Source organism: Rhodococcus sp. NPDC058521 (assembly GCF_042719695.1).
In the GTDB taxonomy this organism is placed as follows: domain Bacteria; phylum Actinomycetota; class Actinomycetes; order Mycobacteriales; family Mycobacteriaceae; genus Rhodococcus_F.
The window spans coordinates 15058-33455 of sequence record NZ_JBHXNL010000010.1 but is presented as its reverse complement, the minus strand read 5'-3'; the positions used below and the strand labels follow the sequence as shown (position 1 = coordinate 33455).

Annotated in this window: 9 protein-coding genes and 1 pseudogene; 2 read left to right on the top strand and 8 right to left on the bottom strand. The window is 64.7% G+C overall.

Features of this window, described 5'->3' with window-relative positions; genetic code table 11:
• Positions 1-13: 13 nt before the first annotated feature.
• Together ACFWO3_RS15785 and dacB are read right to left on the bottom strand one after the other, a co-directional pair.
• A complete protein-coding gene (locus ACFWO3_RS15785; protein ID WP_378579305.1) occupies positions 14-1051 on the bottom strand; it encodes a zinc-dependent metalloprotease in 1038 nt (345 codons plus the stop codon).
• The gene (dacB, locus tag ACFWO3_RS15780) at positions 1051-2430 is read right to left on the bottom strand and encodes a D-alanyl-D-alanine carboxypeptidase/D-alanyl-D-alanine-endopeptidase (protein ID WP_378579522.1); all 1380 of its coding nucleotides are present in this window, start codon (positions 2428-2430) and stop codon (positions 1051-1053) included. Before dacB ends, ACFWO3_RS15785 begins: the two co-directional genes overlap by 1 nt.
• A 150-nt stretch (positions 2431-2580) precedes the next feature.
• Between dacB and ACFWO3_RS15775 the strand changes: the two genes are divergently transcribed.
• Complete coding sequence (locus tag ACFWO3_RS15775) at positions 2581-3072, top strand: inorganic diphosphatase (RefSeq protein ID WP_378579303.1); 492 nt, start codon at positions 2581-2583, stop codon at positions 3070-3072.
• A 78-nt stretch (positions 3073-3150) separates the two neighbouring features.
• Here the strand turns inward: ACFWO3_RS15775 and ACFWO3_RS15770 are convergent, their stop codons facing one another.
• The 6 genes from ACFWO3_RS15770 to ACFWO3_RS15745 form a co-directional block, all read right to left on the bottom strand.
• Positions 3151-3564, bottom strand: coding sequence for a hypothetical protein (locus tag ACFWO3_RS15770; protein WP_378579301.1), 414 nt, complete (start codon positions 3562-3564; stop codon positions 3151-3153).
• Between the two features lie 29 nt (positions 3565-3593).
• The gene (locus tag ACFWO3_RS15765) at positions 3594-4394 is read right to left on the bottom strand and encodes an ABC transporter permease (RefSeq protein ID WP_378579299.1); all 801 of its coding nucleotides are present in this window, start codon (positions 4392-4394) and stop codon (positions 3594-3596) included.
• Positions 4391-5410: an ATP-binding cassette domain-containing protein gene (locus ACFWO3_RS15760; RefSeq protein ID WP_378579297.1), complete on the bottom strand. Its 1020-nt coding sequence runs from the start codon at positions 5408-5410 to the stop codon at positions 4391-4393. Before ACFWO3_RS15760 ends, ACFWO3_RS15765 begins: the two co-directional genes overlap by 4 nt.
• Positions 5407-5655 (bottom strand): MbtH family protein, encoded by a 249-nt coding sequence (locus tag ACFWO3_RS15755; RefSeq protein ID WP_378579295.1) that lies wholly within the window; start codon positions 5653-5655, stop codon positions 5407-5409. Before ACFWO3_RS15755 ends, ACFWO3_RS15760 begins: the two co-directional genes overlap by 4 nt.
• On the bottom strand, positions 5652-16043 hold the full coding sequence (locus ACFWO3_RS15750) for an amino acid adenylation domain-containing protein (RefSeq protein ID WP_378579293.1): 10392 nt from the start codon (positions 16041-16043) through the stop codon (positions 5652-5654). Before ACFWO3_RS15750 ends, ACFWO3_RS15755 begins: the two co-directional genes overlap by 4 nt.
• 236 nt (positions 16044-16279) lie before the next feature.
• Positions 16280-17110, bottom strand: a complete 831-nt coding sequence (locus tag ACFWO3_RS15745) for a crotonase/enoyl-CoA hydratase family protein (protein WP_378579291.1) — start codon at positions 17108-17110, stop codon at positions 16280-16282.
• Between the two features lie 133 nt (positions 17111-17243).
• Here ACFWO3_RS15745 and ACFWO3_RS15740 point away from each other — a divergent pair.
• Positions 17244-18298, top strand: a pseudogene (locus ACFWO3_RS15740) (alpha/beta fold hydrolase).
• Positions 18299-18398: the final 100 nt, after the last annotated feature.

Genomic DNA, 18398 nt, shown 5'->3' with positions numbered 1-18398 from the left:
GCGCACGCACGATTCAGCCGAGCACTCGAGTCGTCCATGCCGCGGGGTCGTCGATCTCGCACAGCTTGGGCATGGTCTCGGGCCCGGTCCAGATGGTGTTGAACTGCTCCATTCCGACTTGTGCGACCACCGCGTCCACGAAGTTCTTTCCACGCACGTACTGGGCCATCTTGGCGTCCATACCCAGCAGCGCCCGGATCAGCCGATGAACCGGATTGCTCTTGCGCTGTCGCCGCCCGTCGAACGCCTGACGAATCTTGGCCACCGAGGGGACAACGGCTGGTCCGACGGCGTCCATCACGTGGTCGGCGTGACCCTCGAGCACCGTACCGAGAACCAGTAGCCGGTCGAGCGCCTCGCGCTGCGGCTCGGCCTGCGTGGCACGCAGCAGGCCGACGATCCCACCCGGCGCCCCGTCCGTCGTGTCGGTGCGGCCACGATCGCGCACCAGCGTCGACAGTCTGCCGATGCTGTCCGTCAGAGACTCTTCGTCGCCGGCGCCGAGGGTTTCCACAGCGTCCTTCATGTATTCCGTCAGCCACGGCGAAGAAGAGAATTGCACACGGTGCGTCACCTCGTGCAGGCACACCCACAGGCGGAAGTCCGCCGGGTCCACCCGCAGCGCGCGCTCGACGGCGATGACGTTCGGCGACACGAGCAGCAGCGTCCCGTTCTCACCGGTGAACGGGTCGTACTGGCCGAGAATCGCCGAAGACAGATAGGCGAGCATCGCCCCCGCCTGGATGCCAGCGGGCTTGCCGACGAGAAACCCGGGCTCACCTTCGTCCCCGGTGAGCTGCGCCATCGACTGCGCAGCCGCCTCGATCCAACCGGCCCGGTCGAGAATGCGGGCGGTCGGGATGGGCAGACCGTCGGCCAGGCCGGTCACCTCACGTACCGGCATCTCGGCACGGACGGACGCATCGGCGAGGTCGCGAACAGCCTTCTCCGCGGTGTAGCGGGAAGTGGCCGGCCCGCTTCTGGCCAGCTTCGCACCCGTCCTGGCTGCAAGTTTCCAGTCCACGACACCGCTGAGCGAGTTGTCGGCCATCAGGTGCACCCGCACGTTCTGAGCGAGGACGCGAGGGCGTCGAGCGCCGGGCGGCTCAGATTCGGTGGGCGGTCGTTCGACATGAACGTGAAGGTCAACACCCGCCCGCTCTCGTCGAGGACGTAACCCGCGAGCGCACTCGCACCGGACAGCGTGCCCGTCTTGGCGCGCACCCATCCGGCGCCGACTCGGTTTCCGGTCACGTATCGATCGGCGAGGCTGCCCGTACCGCCTGCCACCGGCAGGTAATCGAGCATCGGGCGCAGTTTCGGATGCCCGTCGCCGGCTGCGGCGGTGAGGATCTCGTCGAGAGACTTCGCCGTAATGCGGTCGTCCACCGACAATCCGCTGGTGTCGTGCAGTTCGAGGCCGGTGAGGTCGAATCCCGCCGAGAACAGCGTTTGGGACACCGAGGCCGCTGCACCACTGAACGACGGTTCTGCCCCGGTTTTCATTGCCACCTCCCGCCCGATCGCTTCGGCCAACACATTGTCCGAGTGTTCCATCATCTGGCGCAGCCGGTCACGCAGCGGAGCAGATTGGACGGCCGCGACCTGGGCTGCGCCCGGAGCCGCTGCCCCGGAGTCGACAGCGTTCTGGTCGATGCCCAGCGCTGCGGCCAGTGCCCGACCCGCGTCGAGCGCCGGCGTGGTCGAGCGGGGCGACTCGTCGACGAGTGGGTCCGAGCGTCCCCCGTCGATCATCAGCGGTTCGGTGGGCGTGATGAAACCGGCAGGCACGTCGGTCGGCAGCCATCCCTGTGCCATCGTCGGTCCTGCGTACAAGCTGGTGTCCACGACGATCCGGTCCACTGGGGTTCCGGATGCCCGGATCTGATCGACGAGGTCCGCGAGGTGGGCGGCACCCGGGTAGTAGCCGTTCTCGCCGCGGGGTTTGGCGGTGATCGTGGGGTCGCCGCCACCGACGAGAACCACTTCTCCGGGCCGCGACCCCTGCACGACCTCGGTGGTCACTCGGCCGTCTGCGGGCAGGGTGCTGAGCGCGGCTGCCACCGTCAGAATCTTCGTGGTCGATGCCGGGACCATCGGTGTCGCCGGCTCGGCGGACCACAGAACCTGGCCGGTGACGGCGTCTGCGATGGTGCCGCTGAACTTGCCGAGATCCGGATTGGCGAGGGCCGGTCCGATCGCGGCGGAAATTCCTGCCGTCGACGGAATCGGAGCGTCCGGAGCCACGGGAACCACTGCCGGGGCCGCGGTGACCGGTGCGGGCTCGGGTGCAACCGTCAGTTCGCCGCGATCGTCGCCCGCTACCTTGTCGACGGCAACGACCAGTAGCCCAGCCACCAACAACACCGTGACGATCGATCCGACGAGGATGCGGATATTGCGCCGACGTCGCCCCTGCAACGAGCCCACCTTCTTCTTCTCCTGGCTCGCCAACGCCCCTCCGTCTTTCTCTGATCGCGGTGTGCACGCACGGGTGATTGCCGGGTGCACACACAACAGTAGCGGTGACCCGATATTCTTCCGTCGAATCATTACCGACACGACAGCGAGGAATCTTCCGTGGAGTTCGACGTCACCATCGAGATCCCCAAGGGTCAGCGAAACAAGTACGAGGTCGACCACGAGACCGGTCGTGTCAAACTCGACCGCTACCTCTACACCGCATTCGGCTACCCGGCCGATTACGGATTCATCGAGGACACCCTGGGTGAGGACGGCGATCCGTTGGACGCCATGGTTCTGCTCCCAGAGTCGGTGTTCCCGGGCGTCATCGTCGAGGCACGGCCCGTGGGCATGTTCAAGATGGTGGACGAGGCCGGCGGCGACGACAAGGTTCTCTGCGTTCCGGCCGGAGACACCCGCTGGGATCACATCCAGGACATCAAGGATGTTCCGCAGTTCGAACTCGACGCGATCAAGCACTTCTTCGTGCACTACAAGGACCTCGAGCCCGGCAAGCACGTCGAAGCCGCCGACTGGGTCGGTGTGGCCGAGGCGAAGGCGGAGATCGAAGCTTCCTTCCAGCGTCTGAAGGACAACGGCGGACACTGACTCACTGCGAACACTGACCGCAGCACGGCAGAGCGGCCCCGAGGTACACCTCGGGGCCGCTCTCTCGTTCGGACGAACTCAGCACACGACGACGAAACCGATGCAGTTCTTCATCACGCGGTCCGGCGGCTCGGGCGCATCCGAGGGCGCGGGCGCCGCCGGGGCGGGAGCAGCGGGGGCAGCGGCAGGTGCCGGAGCACCGAGAGGATGATCGCCGGCGGCATCGGTCACCACGACCACACCTTCCGCACCCACCGCGACGTTCGTCGGCCTGTCGAACGGAAGATCCGTCGATGCGAGCTGCCCGGGGGCGAACTTCATCACCCGATTGCCGGGTGTGTCGACGACGTACAGTTCGCCACTCGGCGCGACGACGGAGGTCGGCATGCCGGGATGTGCCTGTGCGGGCGCGGCCTGCGCGAGCATCGGTGCGGACAGAGCGGCTGCGGCGACGGCCAGGGTCACCGCAGTACGGCGGATACGTGTGAGCATCTTCTTCTCCATTTTTCTCGTGTGGGTGTTCAGCGATTGGCGATGCGCATGTAGCGGCGGACAGCGAGAGTCATGAACACGGCGACGACACCTGCCGAGAAGATGGCGGTGTACAGAATCGGGTGTTGAGTGGGCCAACTGTCGGGCTGGGTGATTCCAGCGGGAGTGGGGTTCGCGAAGAGGGAGCGGACGGCATTCGACAGTGAACTGATCGGGTTCCATTGCGCGATACCGCGCAGAGGCGCAGGCATTCCGTCGACCGAAACGAATGCCGAGGAGACGAGAGTCACCGGGAACAGCCACACGAGTCCGATGCTCTGTGCCACTTCCACGCTGCGCGCGACGAGTCCGATGTAGGCGCCCACCCAGGACATCGCGAACGCGAAGAGCAGGACCAAGGCGAACGCGAGCACGGCATCCACGAAACTGCCCCGGATGCGCCATCCGATCGCCAGACCGCACACGGTGGTAACGAGAAGACTCACCACACTGGTGACGAGATCGGATGTCGTACGCGCCAAGACGACGGCGACCCGGGAGATCGGGAGCGCCCGGAATCGGTCGAGGACACCCTTCTGCAGATCGTTGGCAAAACCTATGGTCGTGAAGGACGCATTGAACGTGACCGTCTGGGCGAAGATTCCGGCCATGATGAACTCCCGGTAGGGCTCTCCGCCGAGGCTGCCGCCGAACACGTACCCCATGAGCATCACGAACATGATCGGGTTGACGACGCTGGCGACCAGCGAGCCCGGAGTCCGCTTGATGTGCTGAAGGTTCCGCCAGGCGAGCGAACTACTGTCCGCGGTGAGGCGAGTCATGACCGTCATACCGGAACCTCCACGCGATCATCGTGATCCGAACAGTGCACGGACACTTCCGGTTCCGACATTGCCCCCGAGCCTGTGAGGCCCAGGAACACATCGTCGAGAGTGGAGCGACGCAATCCGATTTCGAGGGCGCGGATTCCGGATCGCTCGAGTCCCGCCACTGCCCTGCCGAGTGCAGACTGGCCGTCGCGAACCGCAACCTCCACTCGATGTGCTCTGAGATCGAGAGTCGGTGTGTGGTCGGCTATCTCGTCGAGAATCCGATATGCGGTGTCGAGTTCCACGGCGTCGGAGACGATGACCTCGAGACGGTCGCCACCGATCCTGCGCTTCAACTCGTCCGAAGTACCGAGCGCGATGACTTCACCGTGGTCGAGCACGGCGATGTTGTCGGCGAGCTGATCGGCTTCCTCGAGATACTGCGTGGTGAGCAGGACCGTGGTGCCCCCGTTCACCAACTCCCCGACGATGTCCCACGTGTCGGCCCTGCTTTGCGGGTCGAGACCGGTCGTCGGCTCGTCCAGCACCACCACCTTCGGGGAACCCGCGAGCGCACCGGCGAGGTCCAGGCGCCGACGCATCCCGCCGGAGTAGCCCGCAGCAAGACGATCTCCTACGCCGTCGAGTTTGAAACGCCCCAGGAGTTCCTTCGCAGTGTCCTCCGCATTCTTCTTCCGCATCCCGTACAGCTTCGCAACCAGGTAGAGATTCTCGTACCCGGTGAGCTTGTCGTCGACCGAAGCGAATTGCCCCGACAGACCCAAGGATCTCCGGACCTCGTTCGGCTGTGTGCGAGTACAGAATCCACCAACGGTCACCTGTCCGGAATCTGCACGAAGCAGGGTGGAGAGTATCTGGACGATCGTGGTCTTACCCGCACCGTTGGGGCCGAGTAGGCCGAACACCTTGCCTGCGGGCATCTCCAGGTCGATCCCCCCGAGCACGGTGTTGTTCCCGAAAGACTTCCGGAGGCCCTCGATGGTGATGGCCGGCGGCTGAACTTCGGAACCGCTCATACAGCCTCACCCAGATCGGAACCGTTGTCGAACCGGACGAGCCGCCGACTCTTCGGGGTGATATCGGTCCAGTGCTCGGTGACGTAATCGAGGCACACGGAGCGCTCACCAGGACCATAGGCAACGTCCCACCCACCTGGAACGTCGATGTACGACGGCCAGAGCGAGTGCTGCTCTTCGTGATTGGTGAGAACCAGGAACTGTCCCGACTCGTTGTCGAACGGGTTGGTGGCGTTGGTGGTCATGGTCGTTCTCCTCCTGTGTGATGCGCTGCAGATTCGGCTTGTAGGTCCTGCAACAACGACGCGAGAACGGGCCCCACTGTGGCCAGTCCCTCGGTTTGCGTCATCTGGTCGTGGGTGGCCGCGACACCGCGTTCGTCGATGTGCCCGTCGACGAACGCGCGCCAGTCGTCGACGGTGGGGGTCCATTCGTTGCGACCTTCCAGGGCAGTGAAGAACGTGATGTTCCCGTCGTAGCGCGAAGGTGTCGACGTTTCACGTAGCCGCACCACGGTCCGGAAGGCGGCGAGCATGGCGCCGATCGACTCCTCGTCCAGGCCGCCGAGCGGGCTGCCGTTGGCCTGGTAGGCCTCCAGGAGGTCGGCGCGGGTTACCGGTCGATCCGTCGGAATCGGCATCAGCTTCTGGCTGGCCATGAACACGGCGGCGACGACGCTCTCGTCCGTGATGTCGAACGTGCCTGCCTTTTCCCACGGGTACGAATCGAGGAGTGCCAGAAACTCGACTTCCTCACCGGATTGCTGGAGTTGAGCAGCCACTTCGTGGGCGAGGTTGCCACCGAAGGACCACCCCAGCAAACGATACGGTCCGGCCGGTCGGGTCCGTTTGATCACCGCGACCAGATCCGCGGCGTACGAGGCGACGTCGTTCGGCTCGTAGTTCGGGTCGGTGAGCCGGGGTGACTGTAGTCCGTACACGGGCTGGTCACGGTCGAGGTAGGGCAGCAGGCCCGCGTACGACCATGCGAACCCACTTCCGGGCGGAAGGCAGAACAGCGGGGGCAACGATCCAGAAGTGCGTAGCGGCAAGTGCACCGCGAGAAAGTCGCGGTCGCCGCCCGCATCCCCGTTCATGCGCGCATTGAGTGCGGCGACGTTCGGTGCTGCGAACAGGTCACGCACGGTCACCTTCGCGCCACATGTCTCGCGAATCTGGGCGACGAGGCCAGTTGCCATCAGGGAATGTCCCCCGAGTTCGAAGAAGCTGTCGTCGATTCCGATGTCGGCGGTGCCGAGAGCATCGGCGAACAATCTGGACAGCACTGCTTCACCGGGCGAACGCGGTGCGCGCCTCATTCGACTCGACTCCGCAGCGTGCACCGCAGTCGGCTCCGGAAGTGCTGCGGTATCGAGTTTTCCGTTGGCTGTCAACGGCAGCTCCCCCAAAGAGACGAAGTGCGAAGGAACCATGTGCTCCGGCACCTCGAGCGCGACCGCTCTGCGCAGATCGGAAGGAGCGGGTGACGAACCGGGGGCGGGCACGACGTACGCGGTCAAACGTTGCATGGCCTCGGCTTCTCCGTGGACGACCACCGCGGCGTTGGCAACCGCCTGCTGCCTGGTGAGCGCGCCGGCTATCTCACCGAGTTCGATGCGGTACCCACGAAGCTTCACCTGGTCGTCCAGCCGCCCGAGAAACTCGAGCTCACCTCCGGACTGCCACTGCGCCAGGTCCCCGGTGCGGTACATGCGGGTCCCGCCCGGCACGAACGGGTCGGCGACGAACCTCTCCGAGGTCATGGACTCTCTGCCGAGGTATCCGCGGGCCACCCCGGCTCCCGCGAGATACAGCTCGCCGGGAACACCGTCCGGCACCGGCTGCAGGTTTCCGTCGAGTACGTAGGCCCGCATGTTGTCGACGGGGCGACCGATCTGCGTTCCGGTTCCTTCGGTCATCCGAGTGGTCACCGAGTTCACCGTCGATTCCGTCGGGCCGTAGTAGTTGTGCACGACGAGACCGGGAACGGCACCGAGCTCGTCGCGCAGAGCTTCGTCGACCGCTTCGCCGCCGAGAGTCACCACGGACGGCGTGTGTTGGTCGGGCGCAGTCAGACCCGCGCCGACGAGTTGTCTCGCGAACGAGGGCGTCGTCTGGATCATGTCGATCTCACAGCGTCGCACGTAGTCGACCAGCGATTCCGGATCTCGTCTGGTCTCGTCGTCTATCAGATGTAGTTCGTGTCCGGCCACCATCGCCAGGATCGGATCCCATGATGCGTCGAAGGTGAGGGCCGCGGTGAAGGCGACGCGAAGGACGTTGGACCGAGCGGTCGGGTTGGCGCCGTCGAAGACGTCGTTCAGGTGGTGACCGAGCAGATTCGACAACGAACCATGTTCCACCACCACACCTTTGGGCCTACCCGTGGAGCCGGACGTGTAGATCACGTAAGCGGGATCGGACGCGGAAAGAGGACTGGTTCGTTCGGAGTCGCTCGCGGGTGCCGAACTCGTCTCGGACAACTCGGCCAGTACTCGCGGGGCGTCCACCCGGACGGTCGCTCCGTTGGCAACGTCGGTCACGGATTCCGGTGTTGCCGAGTCGACGAGGACGAGGACAGGCGAGACGTCTTCCAGCATGTACCGGATGCGCGAAGCCGGGTGCATCACATCGACGGGCACGTACACGGCGCCCGCCTTCAGCACGGCAAGCAGCGCGGTGATGCTGGCCGACGACCGCGCGAGCGCGACAGCGACCGCATCTCCGGCCACGATGCCTCGGTTCGACAACACCCGCGCCAACCGATTCGCATCACGATCCAACCTGCCGAAGGTGATCTCGACACCGTCGGACACCACTGCGACCGAATGTGGATGTGCTGCAGCCCGACGTTCGAACGAATGGACCACGGTCTCGTCGACCACATCTCGGGCCGTGTCGTTGCGGCCCTCGACGATGAGATGTTGTTCCGCAGCCGTGAGCATGGGCGCGAGGCTGATTGGTCGATCGGGGCGAGTCGAGAGTTCCGAGAGCATTCGCTCGAACCATCGAGCAATTCGCTCGGCCGTGGACCGATCGAATATCTCGGCGTCGTACTCGATCTTTCCCGATAAGCCGCCGGAACTGTTCTCCTGCAATGTGATCGACAGGTCGAACTTGGCCGACACCGATTCGGCACCATCGAAGTGTGAAACGTTCAGCCCGTCGAGATCGAGGCTTGCCGGTGGTGTGTTCTGCAGTACCAGCATCACCTGGAACAACGGGTGCCGGTTCGGTACGCGGCGCGGCGCCAGTTCTTCGGCCACGCGTTCGAAGGGCACGTCCTGGTTGTCGAACGCACCGAGGTCGGTTGTACGTGCACGACTCACGAGTTCGTCGAAGTCGGGGTCGTCGGATGCGTCGACCCTCAGCACGAGGGTGTTGACGAAGAAGCCCACCAGATCGTGAAGTGCTTCGTCTCTGCGCCCTGCGACAGCCGTGCCGATCGGAATGTCGGGCCCCGCTCCGAGTCGATCCAGCGTCGCCACCAAAGCTGCGTGCACCACCATGAACAGACTTGCTCCGTGTGCGGATGCGATCACGGACAGGGCGTCGAGAACCGGTTCACCCACGGACAGGTCGACTTCACCGGCAGTGCGCGTCGCCGTGTCCGGTCGGGGACGGTCGAACGGAAGGAGCAGTTCCTCCGGCAGGTTCACGAGTTCGGCACGCCAGTAGTCGAGCTGAGCTCGAACCGCACTGTCCGGGTCGGCCTCGTCTCCGAGGATGCGTTCCTGCCACAGTGTGTAGTCGGCGTACTGAACCGCCGGTCGCGCCAGGTTCGGTCGCTCCCCTCGCGCACGGGCGGAGTACGCAAGGGTCAGATCCTGTGCGAGCAGCCCGGACGACCAGCCGTCGGTGGCGATGTGATGTGCGACGAGTACGAGCACCCGGCGCCCGGGACCGATGTCGAAGAGAACACCACGAATCGGAATGTCCACGGACAGGTCGAACGGCACCGTCATCTGCTCGGCAGTGAGGGCGGGGAGGTCAGCTCCTTCCGCCTCGACGATCGGAAGTTCCAGGTCGACATCTCGTAGGTCGAGAACCCGCTGGTGGGGTGAGCCGTCTTCGACCGGGAAAACGGTACGCAGCACCTCGTGCCGTGCGATCACGTCCCGGAGCGAGAGCCGCAATGCCTCGGTGTCGACATCACCTTCCATCTCGATCACCATCGGAATGTGGTATGCCGCACCGGATTCCTCGAAGGTGTTCAGAAACCACATCCGCTTCTGCGCTGCCGACAGGGGAATTCGTTCGGGACGCTCCCACGGGACGAGCGGCACGCGCAGCCGTGCCTGCGCACCTGTACCGGCGAGGGCCGCGGGGGTCGGAGCGTCGAACACCGCTCGGATCGGAACTTCGATGCCCATCCGCGATCGGATTCGGCTGACCAGCTTCGTGACAAGCAGGGAATGCCCGCCCAAGGCGAAGAAGTCGTCGTCCGGACCCACTTCCGGGACGCCCAGTGTGGAGGCGAACAGTTCGCACAGTGCCTGCTCCTGCCGACTGGCAGGCGGGCGCCCTTCGGCGGGTTGTACGACTGCATCGGGAAGGGCTGCGACGTCCAGCTTCCCGTTGACGGTGAAGGGGACCTCCGGGATCGGTGTGATCGCTTGGGGAACCATGTATCCGGGAAGCCGCGTCGCGGCGATGTCGCGGAGGGTAGAGACATTCACGTCCTCCCCGGCCACCACGTAGCCGAGGAGCCTGGCCTCGTCATCGGCGCCGGCGACGACGACCACCGCGTGGTGCACTCCGGGAACGTCTTCGAGGACGGCCTCGATTTCTGCCGGCTCGACCCGGTAGCCACGAAGTTTGACCTGCGAGTCGTGACGTCCCAGGAACTCGAGCATCCCTGCCGAGTTCCAGCGAGCGCGGTCACCTGTCCGGTACATCCTTTCGCCCGCATCGGTGTGGGGATCGGCGACGAAGCGTTCGGCGGTGAGAGCCGACCGCTTGCGGTAACCCCGGGCAAGGCCTGGCCCTGCCAGATACAACTCGCCGACTGCCCCGGTAGGGATCAGACCCAGATCGCCGCCGAGGACGTAGGCCCGAACGTTGTGTTCCGGGGTGCCGATCACCGGTGTGCCGAAATCCCGAATCCGCGCGGTAACCGAATCCACCGTGGCCTCGGTGGGCCCGTACAGATTGAATGCCAGCACGTACGGGTCCTGTCCGAGAAGTTCCCACAACGCCTGTCCGACGGCCTCACCGCCGAGTGCGACGACCCCTGGGCGCCGTGACTCTCCGGAGAGAAGGCCGGCACCGACCAGCTGCCTGACGTACGACGGTGTGGTCTCGAGAAAGTCGATCGCCTCGGTATGGATGTAGTCGACGAGCGCCTCCACATCTCGTTGTGTTCTGTCGTCCACGACGTGCACCTCGTGCCCGTCCACGAGCGCCAGGATCGGGTCCCACGCCGCGTCGAACCCGACACCTGCGAGGTGGGCGACCTTCAAACTCGCACAACCGACATGCTCAGCGGCCGGCCCGAACAAGCGTTCTCGATGGCTGTGGAACAGGTTTGCTAGGCTGTCGTGGTCGACGAGAACGCCCTTCGGGCGCCCGGTGGTACCCGAGGTGTAGACGAGATAGGCGCCGTCCGTATCTCTGGGCGCCACGCGAGCGAAGGGAACTGCGACGGATCCCAACTCCGCCAATGTCTCCGAGTCGTCCAGAAGCAACTGAGGGCAGTCGACTTCGAACCGGTCCGACAGATCGGAAACTGTCACCACAAGTGTCGGTGCCGCGTCCTCGAGCAAGTATCGGATTCGTGCATCGGGGTGATCGACGTCCACCGGCACGTAGACGGCTCCGGCACTCAACGTGGCGAAGAGGGCTACAACGGTGTCGGCAGATCTGGGCAGCGCCACGACCACTCGTCTGCCGGGTCCGGCCCTGTGGACCCGCAACGCGCGTACCAACCGGTTCACCCGTGCACCCAGATCGCGGAAGGTCAGCGACTCCGATCCGGATACGACGGCGGTTCGGTCGCCATACGTGGTGACCGTGTCGGCGAACAATGCAGGCAACGTGATCGGCTCGTGTTGCACTCGCCGCCCCTGCCTGGCACCGAGGAGTACGTCACGCTCGTCCGCCGAGACCAGGTGCGTGCTGTGAACCGGTAGGTCGGGATCTTCGAGCGCAGTGCTCAACAGTTCCACGAAATAGCCGACCAGGTTCTCCACCGTTCTGCGGTCGAACAGTTCGGTTGCGAAATCCAGTTGACCGGTGATTCCGGCCGGTTCCCCGCCGCGATGCGGTCGTTCCGAAAGTGTGAGGGATAGGTCGAACTTGGCAGCAGCCACGTCGGTGGAGTCCACGGTGACATCCAGGCCGTCGAGGGCAATGGTGGGTTCGCCGGTGTTCTGAAGAGTGAACAGCACCTGAAACAAGGGATTTCGACCCGCACGCCGCGCGGGAGCGAGTTCCTCGACGATGCGTTCGAAGGGCACGCTCTGATGAGCGAGGGAGGACAAGTCGACGTCTCGTACGTGAGCGATCAGCTCACGGAAACTCGACTTCCGGCTCACGCGGGTACGCAGCGCGAGCGAGTTCACGAAGAATCCGACCAGTTCGTCGAGCGTCTCGTCCGGTCGTCCCGCTACGGGGGTACCGACCACCACGTCCTCGCCTGCGCCCATACGAGACAGGACTGCGGCGAAGCCGGCGTGAAGGACCATGAAGAGGCTCGCACCACTGTCGGCTGCGAATTCGCCTAGCTTCACCTGCAGCGCAGCGGGAATCTCCACCGGCACGGACGAGCCGGCCCCGGTGGGACGCCCGGGTCGCGGCCGATCGACAGGGAGCGTGATTTCTTCCGGAGCCCCGTCGAGCATGGATCGCCAGTGAGCGAGCTCTCGGGAGACAAGACTGCCAGGATCGTCTTCCGAGCCGAGTAGTTCCTGTTGCCACAATGCATAATCCGCGTACTGGACCGGCAACGGCTGCGTTTCGGCTGCCTCTCCCCTCACCCGCTGCTGATAGGACAGAGCGAGATCCCTGGCCAGTGGGGTGAACGACCAACCGTCACCGGCGATGTGGTGCAGAACCAGAACGAGTACGTGGTCGTCGGGCGCGATTTCGAGCACGTCGGCACGCAGCGGCAGGTCGGCTGCCAGATCGAACCCGCCGGCAGCGAGCTGGAGAACTGTTTCGGACACCGCTTCGGGTGCGACAGGGGCGGGCTGCAGTTCGGGCACGGCGCCCTGTACACCGACCACGTACTGGTAGGGTTCGCCGTCCTCTTCGCGGAATCGGGTACGCAGGATCTCGTGACGGGTCACGAGATCCGTCAACGCACCCTGCATCGCCCCCAGGTCGAACGAACCGGTCAACCGCAGCACCACGGGCATGTTGTATTCCGGTGTGCCGGGCGACAATCGAGCCAGGAACCACAGTCGGCGTTGCGCAGCCGACAAGGGAATCCTGGACGGCCGTTCGCGCCGCCGCAGAACGGGTTCACCGGTCGCCGAGTCGCTCGCGCCGACCGCCTCGGCCAGGGCCGCAGGTGTCGGTCGGTCGAACAGAGTTCGGATACTCACGGTCGCCGACCGTTCCGACCGAATCCGTGCGACGACGCGATTGCCCAGCAACGAATGTCCGCCGAGATCGAAGAAGTCGTCGTCCGGGCCGACGATCGGCTGTTCGAGAACCGAGGCGAAGATTCGACACAAGGCAGCCTCGATGTCGTCGGCCGGTGCACGTCCGTGCGACGTACCTCGAAGCTCGGTCGCGTCCGGTAGTCGGTCTCGATCGAGTTTGCCGCTCGGAGTGAGGGGCAGCGTGTCGAGCACCACCACCTGCTGCGGAATCATGTAACCGGGCAGTGTCGTGCGAAGGTCGCCACGTAGTGCGGTCGGGTCGGTCGAGGCCGGATCGGTGTGCTGCACGTATCCGATCAGACGACTGTTCTCCCCCTCGCCTGCCGGTAGCACCGCAGCGCCGGTGACTCCTGCCAGTTCCAGCAGGGCGGCTTCGACTTCTGCGGGCTCGATCCGGAAACCTCGGATCTTCAGCTGAGAGTCCGCGCGGGCGACGAATTCGAGACGGCCGCTTGCATTCCACCGCACCACATCGCCCGTTCGGTACAGGCGATCGCCGTCCCCGGACATGTGGTTCGCCACGAACGACGCCGCCGTCGATCCTGGTCTCGCGTGGTACCCGACGGCCAAACCCGGGCCACCGAGGTACAGCTCGCCGGGCGTGCCGACGTCCGCCGGGCGTAGTGCGGCATCGAGCACGTAAGCACTCACGTTGTCGGCGGGGGAACCGAGGTGTGGGGATCGACCGTCGATCACGGCGACCGTCGCATCGACTGTGGTCTCGGTCGGTCCGTACAGGTTGAACGCCAACACATCTGTCGCTGCGAGCCGCTCCCACAAAGTCGGGTCCACCGCTTCACCACCGACCGCGACGACGGTCGGGCCTCCGACGGCCCGGGTTGCATTCATGCCGGCGTCGAGCAACTGTCGGAGGTAGGACGGGGTGGTTTCCACCACGTCGAGCGATTCGTCGATCAGGTATCGGGCGCATTCTTGCGGGTCCGTTCGCACGACGTCGGCCACCACGTGCAACTCGTGGCCGCCGACCATCCACAGGAACGGATCCCACGAAGCGTCGAAAGCGGGCCCTGAAAGGTGCGCCACCCGAAGCCGGCCACGACCTGCGAAGTCCGTCGCTGGGGTGAAGATCCGGTGTTCGTGCGAGCGGAGAAGATTCACCAAGGACGAGTGCTCGACCAGCACACCCTTCGGTGTGCCCGTGGAACCCGAGGTGTATGTGAGGTAAGCGCCGTCGCGCGCCGAGAACGGACGCAACGGTTCGTGACGTCCTCCCGCGGATCCCTCGAGCGCCTCGGCGAGACCGAGAGAGACCGAACCGTCGACCTCTTCGCCGCCTTCGACGACAACCACGGCAGGCTTCGCGTCACCGATGATGCGCGCGATGCGTGTCGCCGGTTGACTCCTGTCGATCGGCAGATACGTAGCACCACTGCGTAGTACGCCGAGAATTGCAGCGATCCAGTCCGCCGAGCGGGTCAGCGACACCGCCACCAGATCACCTCGGCCGCACCCGTGGTTCGCGAGGGAGGCGGCCACCCTGGATGACGCGTCGTCCAGCTCTGCATACGTGTAGGACGTTTCGAGGTCGGATACCGCGGTGGCATCGGGGATCCTTCGTGCTGTGCGACCGAACAGTTCGGGAACGGTCGGAGCCGAGGCGTCGTCCTCACCCGAGTGTGGCGCCCGGTTCCATAATTCGGTCACCGTCCTGTGTGTGTTCGCGGAGAGCAGTTCGATGTCGCCGATTCGAAGCCGAGGCTCTGCGACAGCACTGCGCAGCACCCGCATGAATCGTCGATGGTGCCCGTCGAGCTCGTCCTCGGTGTACCGGTCGGGGTTCGCGTAGAAGTCGATGGTGATTCCGTCGACCGGCGAGATGCCTTGCACTACAACCCACAGATCGTCGACGGGGCCCACCGAAAGATTTCGTACGGTCGCCTGGTGCGGTCCGAACTGCATCTCACCTATCGAGGGGAGCACGTTCATGGTCGGCCCGTACAACCGGCGGCTGCGAGGCAATCCCAGGTCGCGCAGCATCTCCTCCCCGCGATAGCGCTGATGCTTCACAACGGATTTGATTTCTTCCGACGTCTGCCGAACCAGGTCGGAGATACTCGTGTCCGGGGTGACGTGCAGGCGCAACGGCAGGACGTTGGACATCATCGCCGGAGTGGTGCGTTGCAACGGCGTGATCCTCGCATTCACCGGCAACCCGAGAACCACATCGCGAGAACCCGTTGCCCGGTGCAGGTATGCGGCCAGTACGGCCACCATGAGCGGCGACCAGCTCGTGCCGACCGTGTCCGCCGCTGCGGTGACCTCGGCGGCCTCTGCGGTATCGAGTCGAGCCGACTTGTGCAGGCAGTACGGCGCCATCGGTTCGGCGGAGGAACTGAGCGCAGTCGCCTCGGGGAGGTCGGAGAAGCGCTCGCGCCAGAACTGCCGATCCGACTCGAATTCCTCGGAATCCCGGTATCCCGCGTCCTCTTCCAACAGCGCCGAGAAGTCTCCGAAGAACCCTGGACCGGAATCGGAGCCCTCGAGCTCGGCGGTGTACACACCGGCGGCACGTAGCACCAACATGGCAGCACCGAAACCGTCCACCATGAGGTGGTGCGCGCGCAGGTAGAAGAGGTAGCGCTCGTCTTCGACACGAATCAATTCGGTTCGCAGCAACGCATCCGAAAGGGGGTCGAGTGCGGTGGTGGCGTCCTCGTGCATCCGAGCCAGTGCCTGCGCATTCGGGTCGGACTCGCCACGAAGGTCGATGCACGGAATTGCCCAACCGTCGAAGGGGTCGATCACCTGCCCGGTTACACCATCCGTGTAGACGAAACGTGCCCTCAGAGAGGGAGCTTCGACGAATATCTGCCTGGCCGCCCGGCTGAGCGCTTCGACGTCGACGTCACCGCGCAGGTCGAGGTACTGGGCGATGTTGAACAACGGACTGTCCGGAGCGATCTGCTGTCCGAACCAAATACCTTGCTGCGCAGCGGACAATCGATGAGTTCGGTCGCCCCCTGCAGTCTCGTCGGCTCGGCTTCGAGTTGCCTCCGCGCGGTCCATGTTCCTCCCTCGACTGACTCGGCGTTCGTACCGGGCACTGTGCGGTACTTCGGAGGGGAAAGCCGAACCGATTGGTAGGTGTGACTTACATCACATCCATTCCAGGCTTCGGGAAGGTCCGTTCGAAACATGTTGGCTGGTAAGACGGTTCGAATACAGATCGGCGGGTGTGCGACATTCGCGTCGCACACCCGCCGATGGGCTATCGCGGCTCACTCGGTGATCCGCATCGGGGACTACTCCCCTTTGAACTCGGGCGGACGCTTCTCGAACACTGCAGAGATGGCCTCCGTGAGGTCCTGCGAAGGCAGGAAGGCGGCGTTCCAGGCGGCGACGTAGCGCAGACTGTCGCCGACCGCGGCCGAGCGCGAGTGATCGAGCACGTCCTTGATGCCATGCACCACCAACGGCGGATTGGCGGCGATCTGCGCGGCCGTCTCGTGGGCTGCGGCGAGCACCGATTCCGCATCCTCGTACACCGCGTTGACGAGGCCGATCTTCTCGGCAGTTCCGGAGTCGATGTCCTTTCCGGTCAGCGCCAGCTCCCGAAGATGACCGTCACCGATGATTGCCGGGAGACGCGCGAGGCTGCCCATGTCCGCCACGATCGCAACCTTGACCTCACGGACGCTGAACTTGGCGTCGGTGGAGGCGTAGCGGAAGTCCGCGGCCGTGATCAGATCGACGCCGCCGCCGATGCACCAGCCGTGGACCGCCGCGATAACCGGCTTGCGGCAGTCGGCAACCGCGTTGATCGAGGCCTGCATCCGCTTGATCATCTCGTGGAACTTGGTGCGCGGACCGGCCTGGGCCTTGTCCGCCAGCACGGCGCCGAACTCGCCGCTCATCGCGGGCAGGTCGAGTCCGAACGAGAAGTGCTTGCCGGAACCCGCGAGTACCACAGCCCGCACCTCCGGGTCCGCGTCGAGTGCGGCGAAGATCTCCGGCAATTCCTGCCAGAAGTCGGGGCCCATCGCGTTGCCCTTACCCGGCCCGATCAGGGTCACCTGGGCAACGTTCGCTTTCGTCTCGACGGTGAATGCGTTCCAGCTCTTCTCTGCGCTCATTGCTCGAGGGTAGCGATGTCGGCGACGAAATGAAGTACCAGCAGATTCCCGGTCACACTCAGATAGACGTTCCACCCCCGAGAGGACCCTCGTGCTCGACCTCGTCAGAAATCAGTTGCCGAGCCCCCAATACCTGTCACACGCTGTGTACTTGTCACATGCAGCGCGCAACGCCTGGAACGTCTCCTTCGGTGGCGGCATCGCACCCGTCGAGCGCACGCCGTCGGAGCCGATCTTCGCAGGCCACCACCGGACCTGTATCGATTCCACGGCACCGGTAGTACACAGACTCCGGTCCTGCTCGTCCCACCCCTCGCGGCTCCGGTTCAGTGCTTCGACCTTCGCCCCGGGCAGAGTCTCGCGGCGCACCTGTCCGAGCAGGGACTGCCCACCTACGTCGTGGACTACGGCGCCATGCACCGTTCGGACCGACGCCTCGGTTTCGAATACTGGACCGAGAACGTGCTGCCCGACACGATCCGCAGGGTGAGCGCCCGTCACGACGGCGCTCCCGTGCACCTCGTCGGATGGAGCCTCGGTGGGACGATCTCCCTCCTGACCGCGGCGTCACGCCCCGAGTTGCCGCTGAGTTCGGTGACCGCGATCGGCACGCCCCTCGACTACACGAAGATCCCCACCATCGAGGCACTGCGAATGGTGGGCAAGGTGACGACCGAGAAGCCACTCACCACCCTCACCTGGGCGCTGGGCGGGCTCCCGGCGCCGCTCGTTCAGGCCGGCTACCGATTCACCGCGTTGCAGCGTGAACTCACGAAACCCTGGTTCATCGCACGAAATCTCCTCGACACCGAAAGCCTCGCCCGAATGGAAGCGATAGACCGGTTCCAGTCCGACATGCCCGGTTACCCAGGCCGTCTCTTCGAGCAGATGGCCTCGCAACTCGTCCTTCGCAATTCGCTCGCGCACGGCCGCGTTCGACTCGGCGATCGTCACGTCGATCTTGCCGATGTTCGCGTTCCTGTTCTTGCCATCGGCGGCACCGACGACGTCCTCGCGCCTGCCGACTCCGTCGCACACGCGACAACCGTCCTCAGCGGTTCGCCGCACGTCCGCTTCGAAACGTCACCGGGAAATCACCTCGGTATCGTCGCCGGCCCCGGCGCCCGCGAGAACTCGTGGCGACACATCGATTCGTTCTTGAGCGGGGTCTCGGCAATTCCTGCCTGATTCGACCGGAATATCCGGTTGTTCCAATTTATTTCCCGGAATGACCGAATATCCATTCACGATTCGTTAACACTCCGTTCGATTACCCGTGGGTAACTGG

What these genes read in the sequence shown, in the direction of transcription:
- ACFWO3_RS15755 (WP_378579295.1), bottom strand. Translation starts at nt 5,655, where the DNA reads ATGACCACCAACGCCACCAACCCGTTCGACAACGAGTCGGGACAGTTC.
- ACFWO3_RS15750 (WP_378579293.1), bottom strand. Translation starts at nt 16,043, where the DNA reads ATGGACCGCGCGGAGGCAACTCGAAGCCGAGCCGACGAGACTGCAGGG.
- ACFWO3_RS15745 (WP_378579291.1), bottom strand. Translation starts at nt 17,110, where the DNA reads ATGAGCGCAGAGAAGAGCTGGAACGCATTCACCGTCGAGACGAAAGCG.
- ACFWO3_RS15765 (WP_378579299.1), bottom strand. Translation starts at nt 4,394, where the DNA reads ATGACGGTCATGACTCGCCTCACCGCGGACAGTAGTTCGCTCGCCTGG.
- ACFWO3_RS15760 (WP_378579297.1), bottom strand. Translation starts at nt 5,410, where the DNA reads ATGAGCGGTTCCGAAGTTCAGCCGCCGGCCATCACCATCGAGGGCCTC.
- ACFWO3_RS15785 (WP_378579305.1), bottom strand. Translation starts at nt 1,051, where the DNA reads ATGGCCGACAACTCGCTCAGCGGTGTCGTGGACTGGAAACTTGCAGCC.
- ACFWO3_RS15770 (WP_378579301.1), bottom strand. Translation starts at nt 3,564, where the DNA reads ATGCTCACACGTATCCGCCGTACTGCGGTGACCCTGGCCGTCGCCGCA.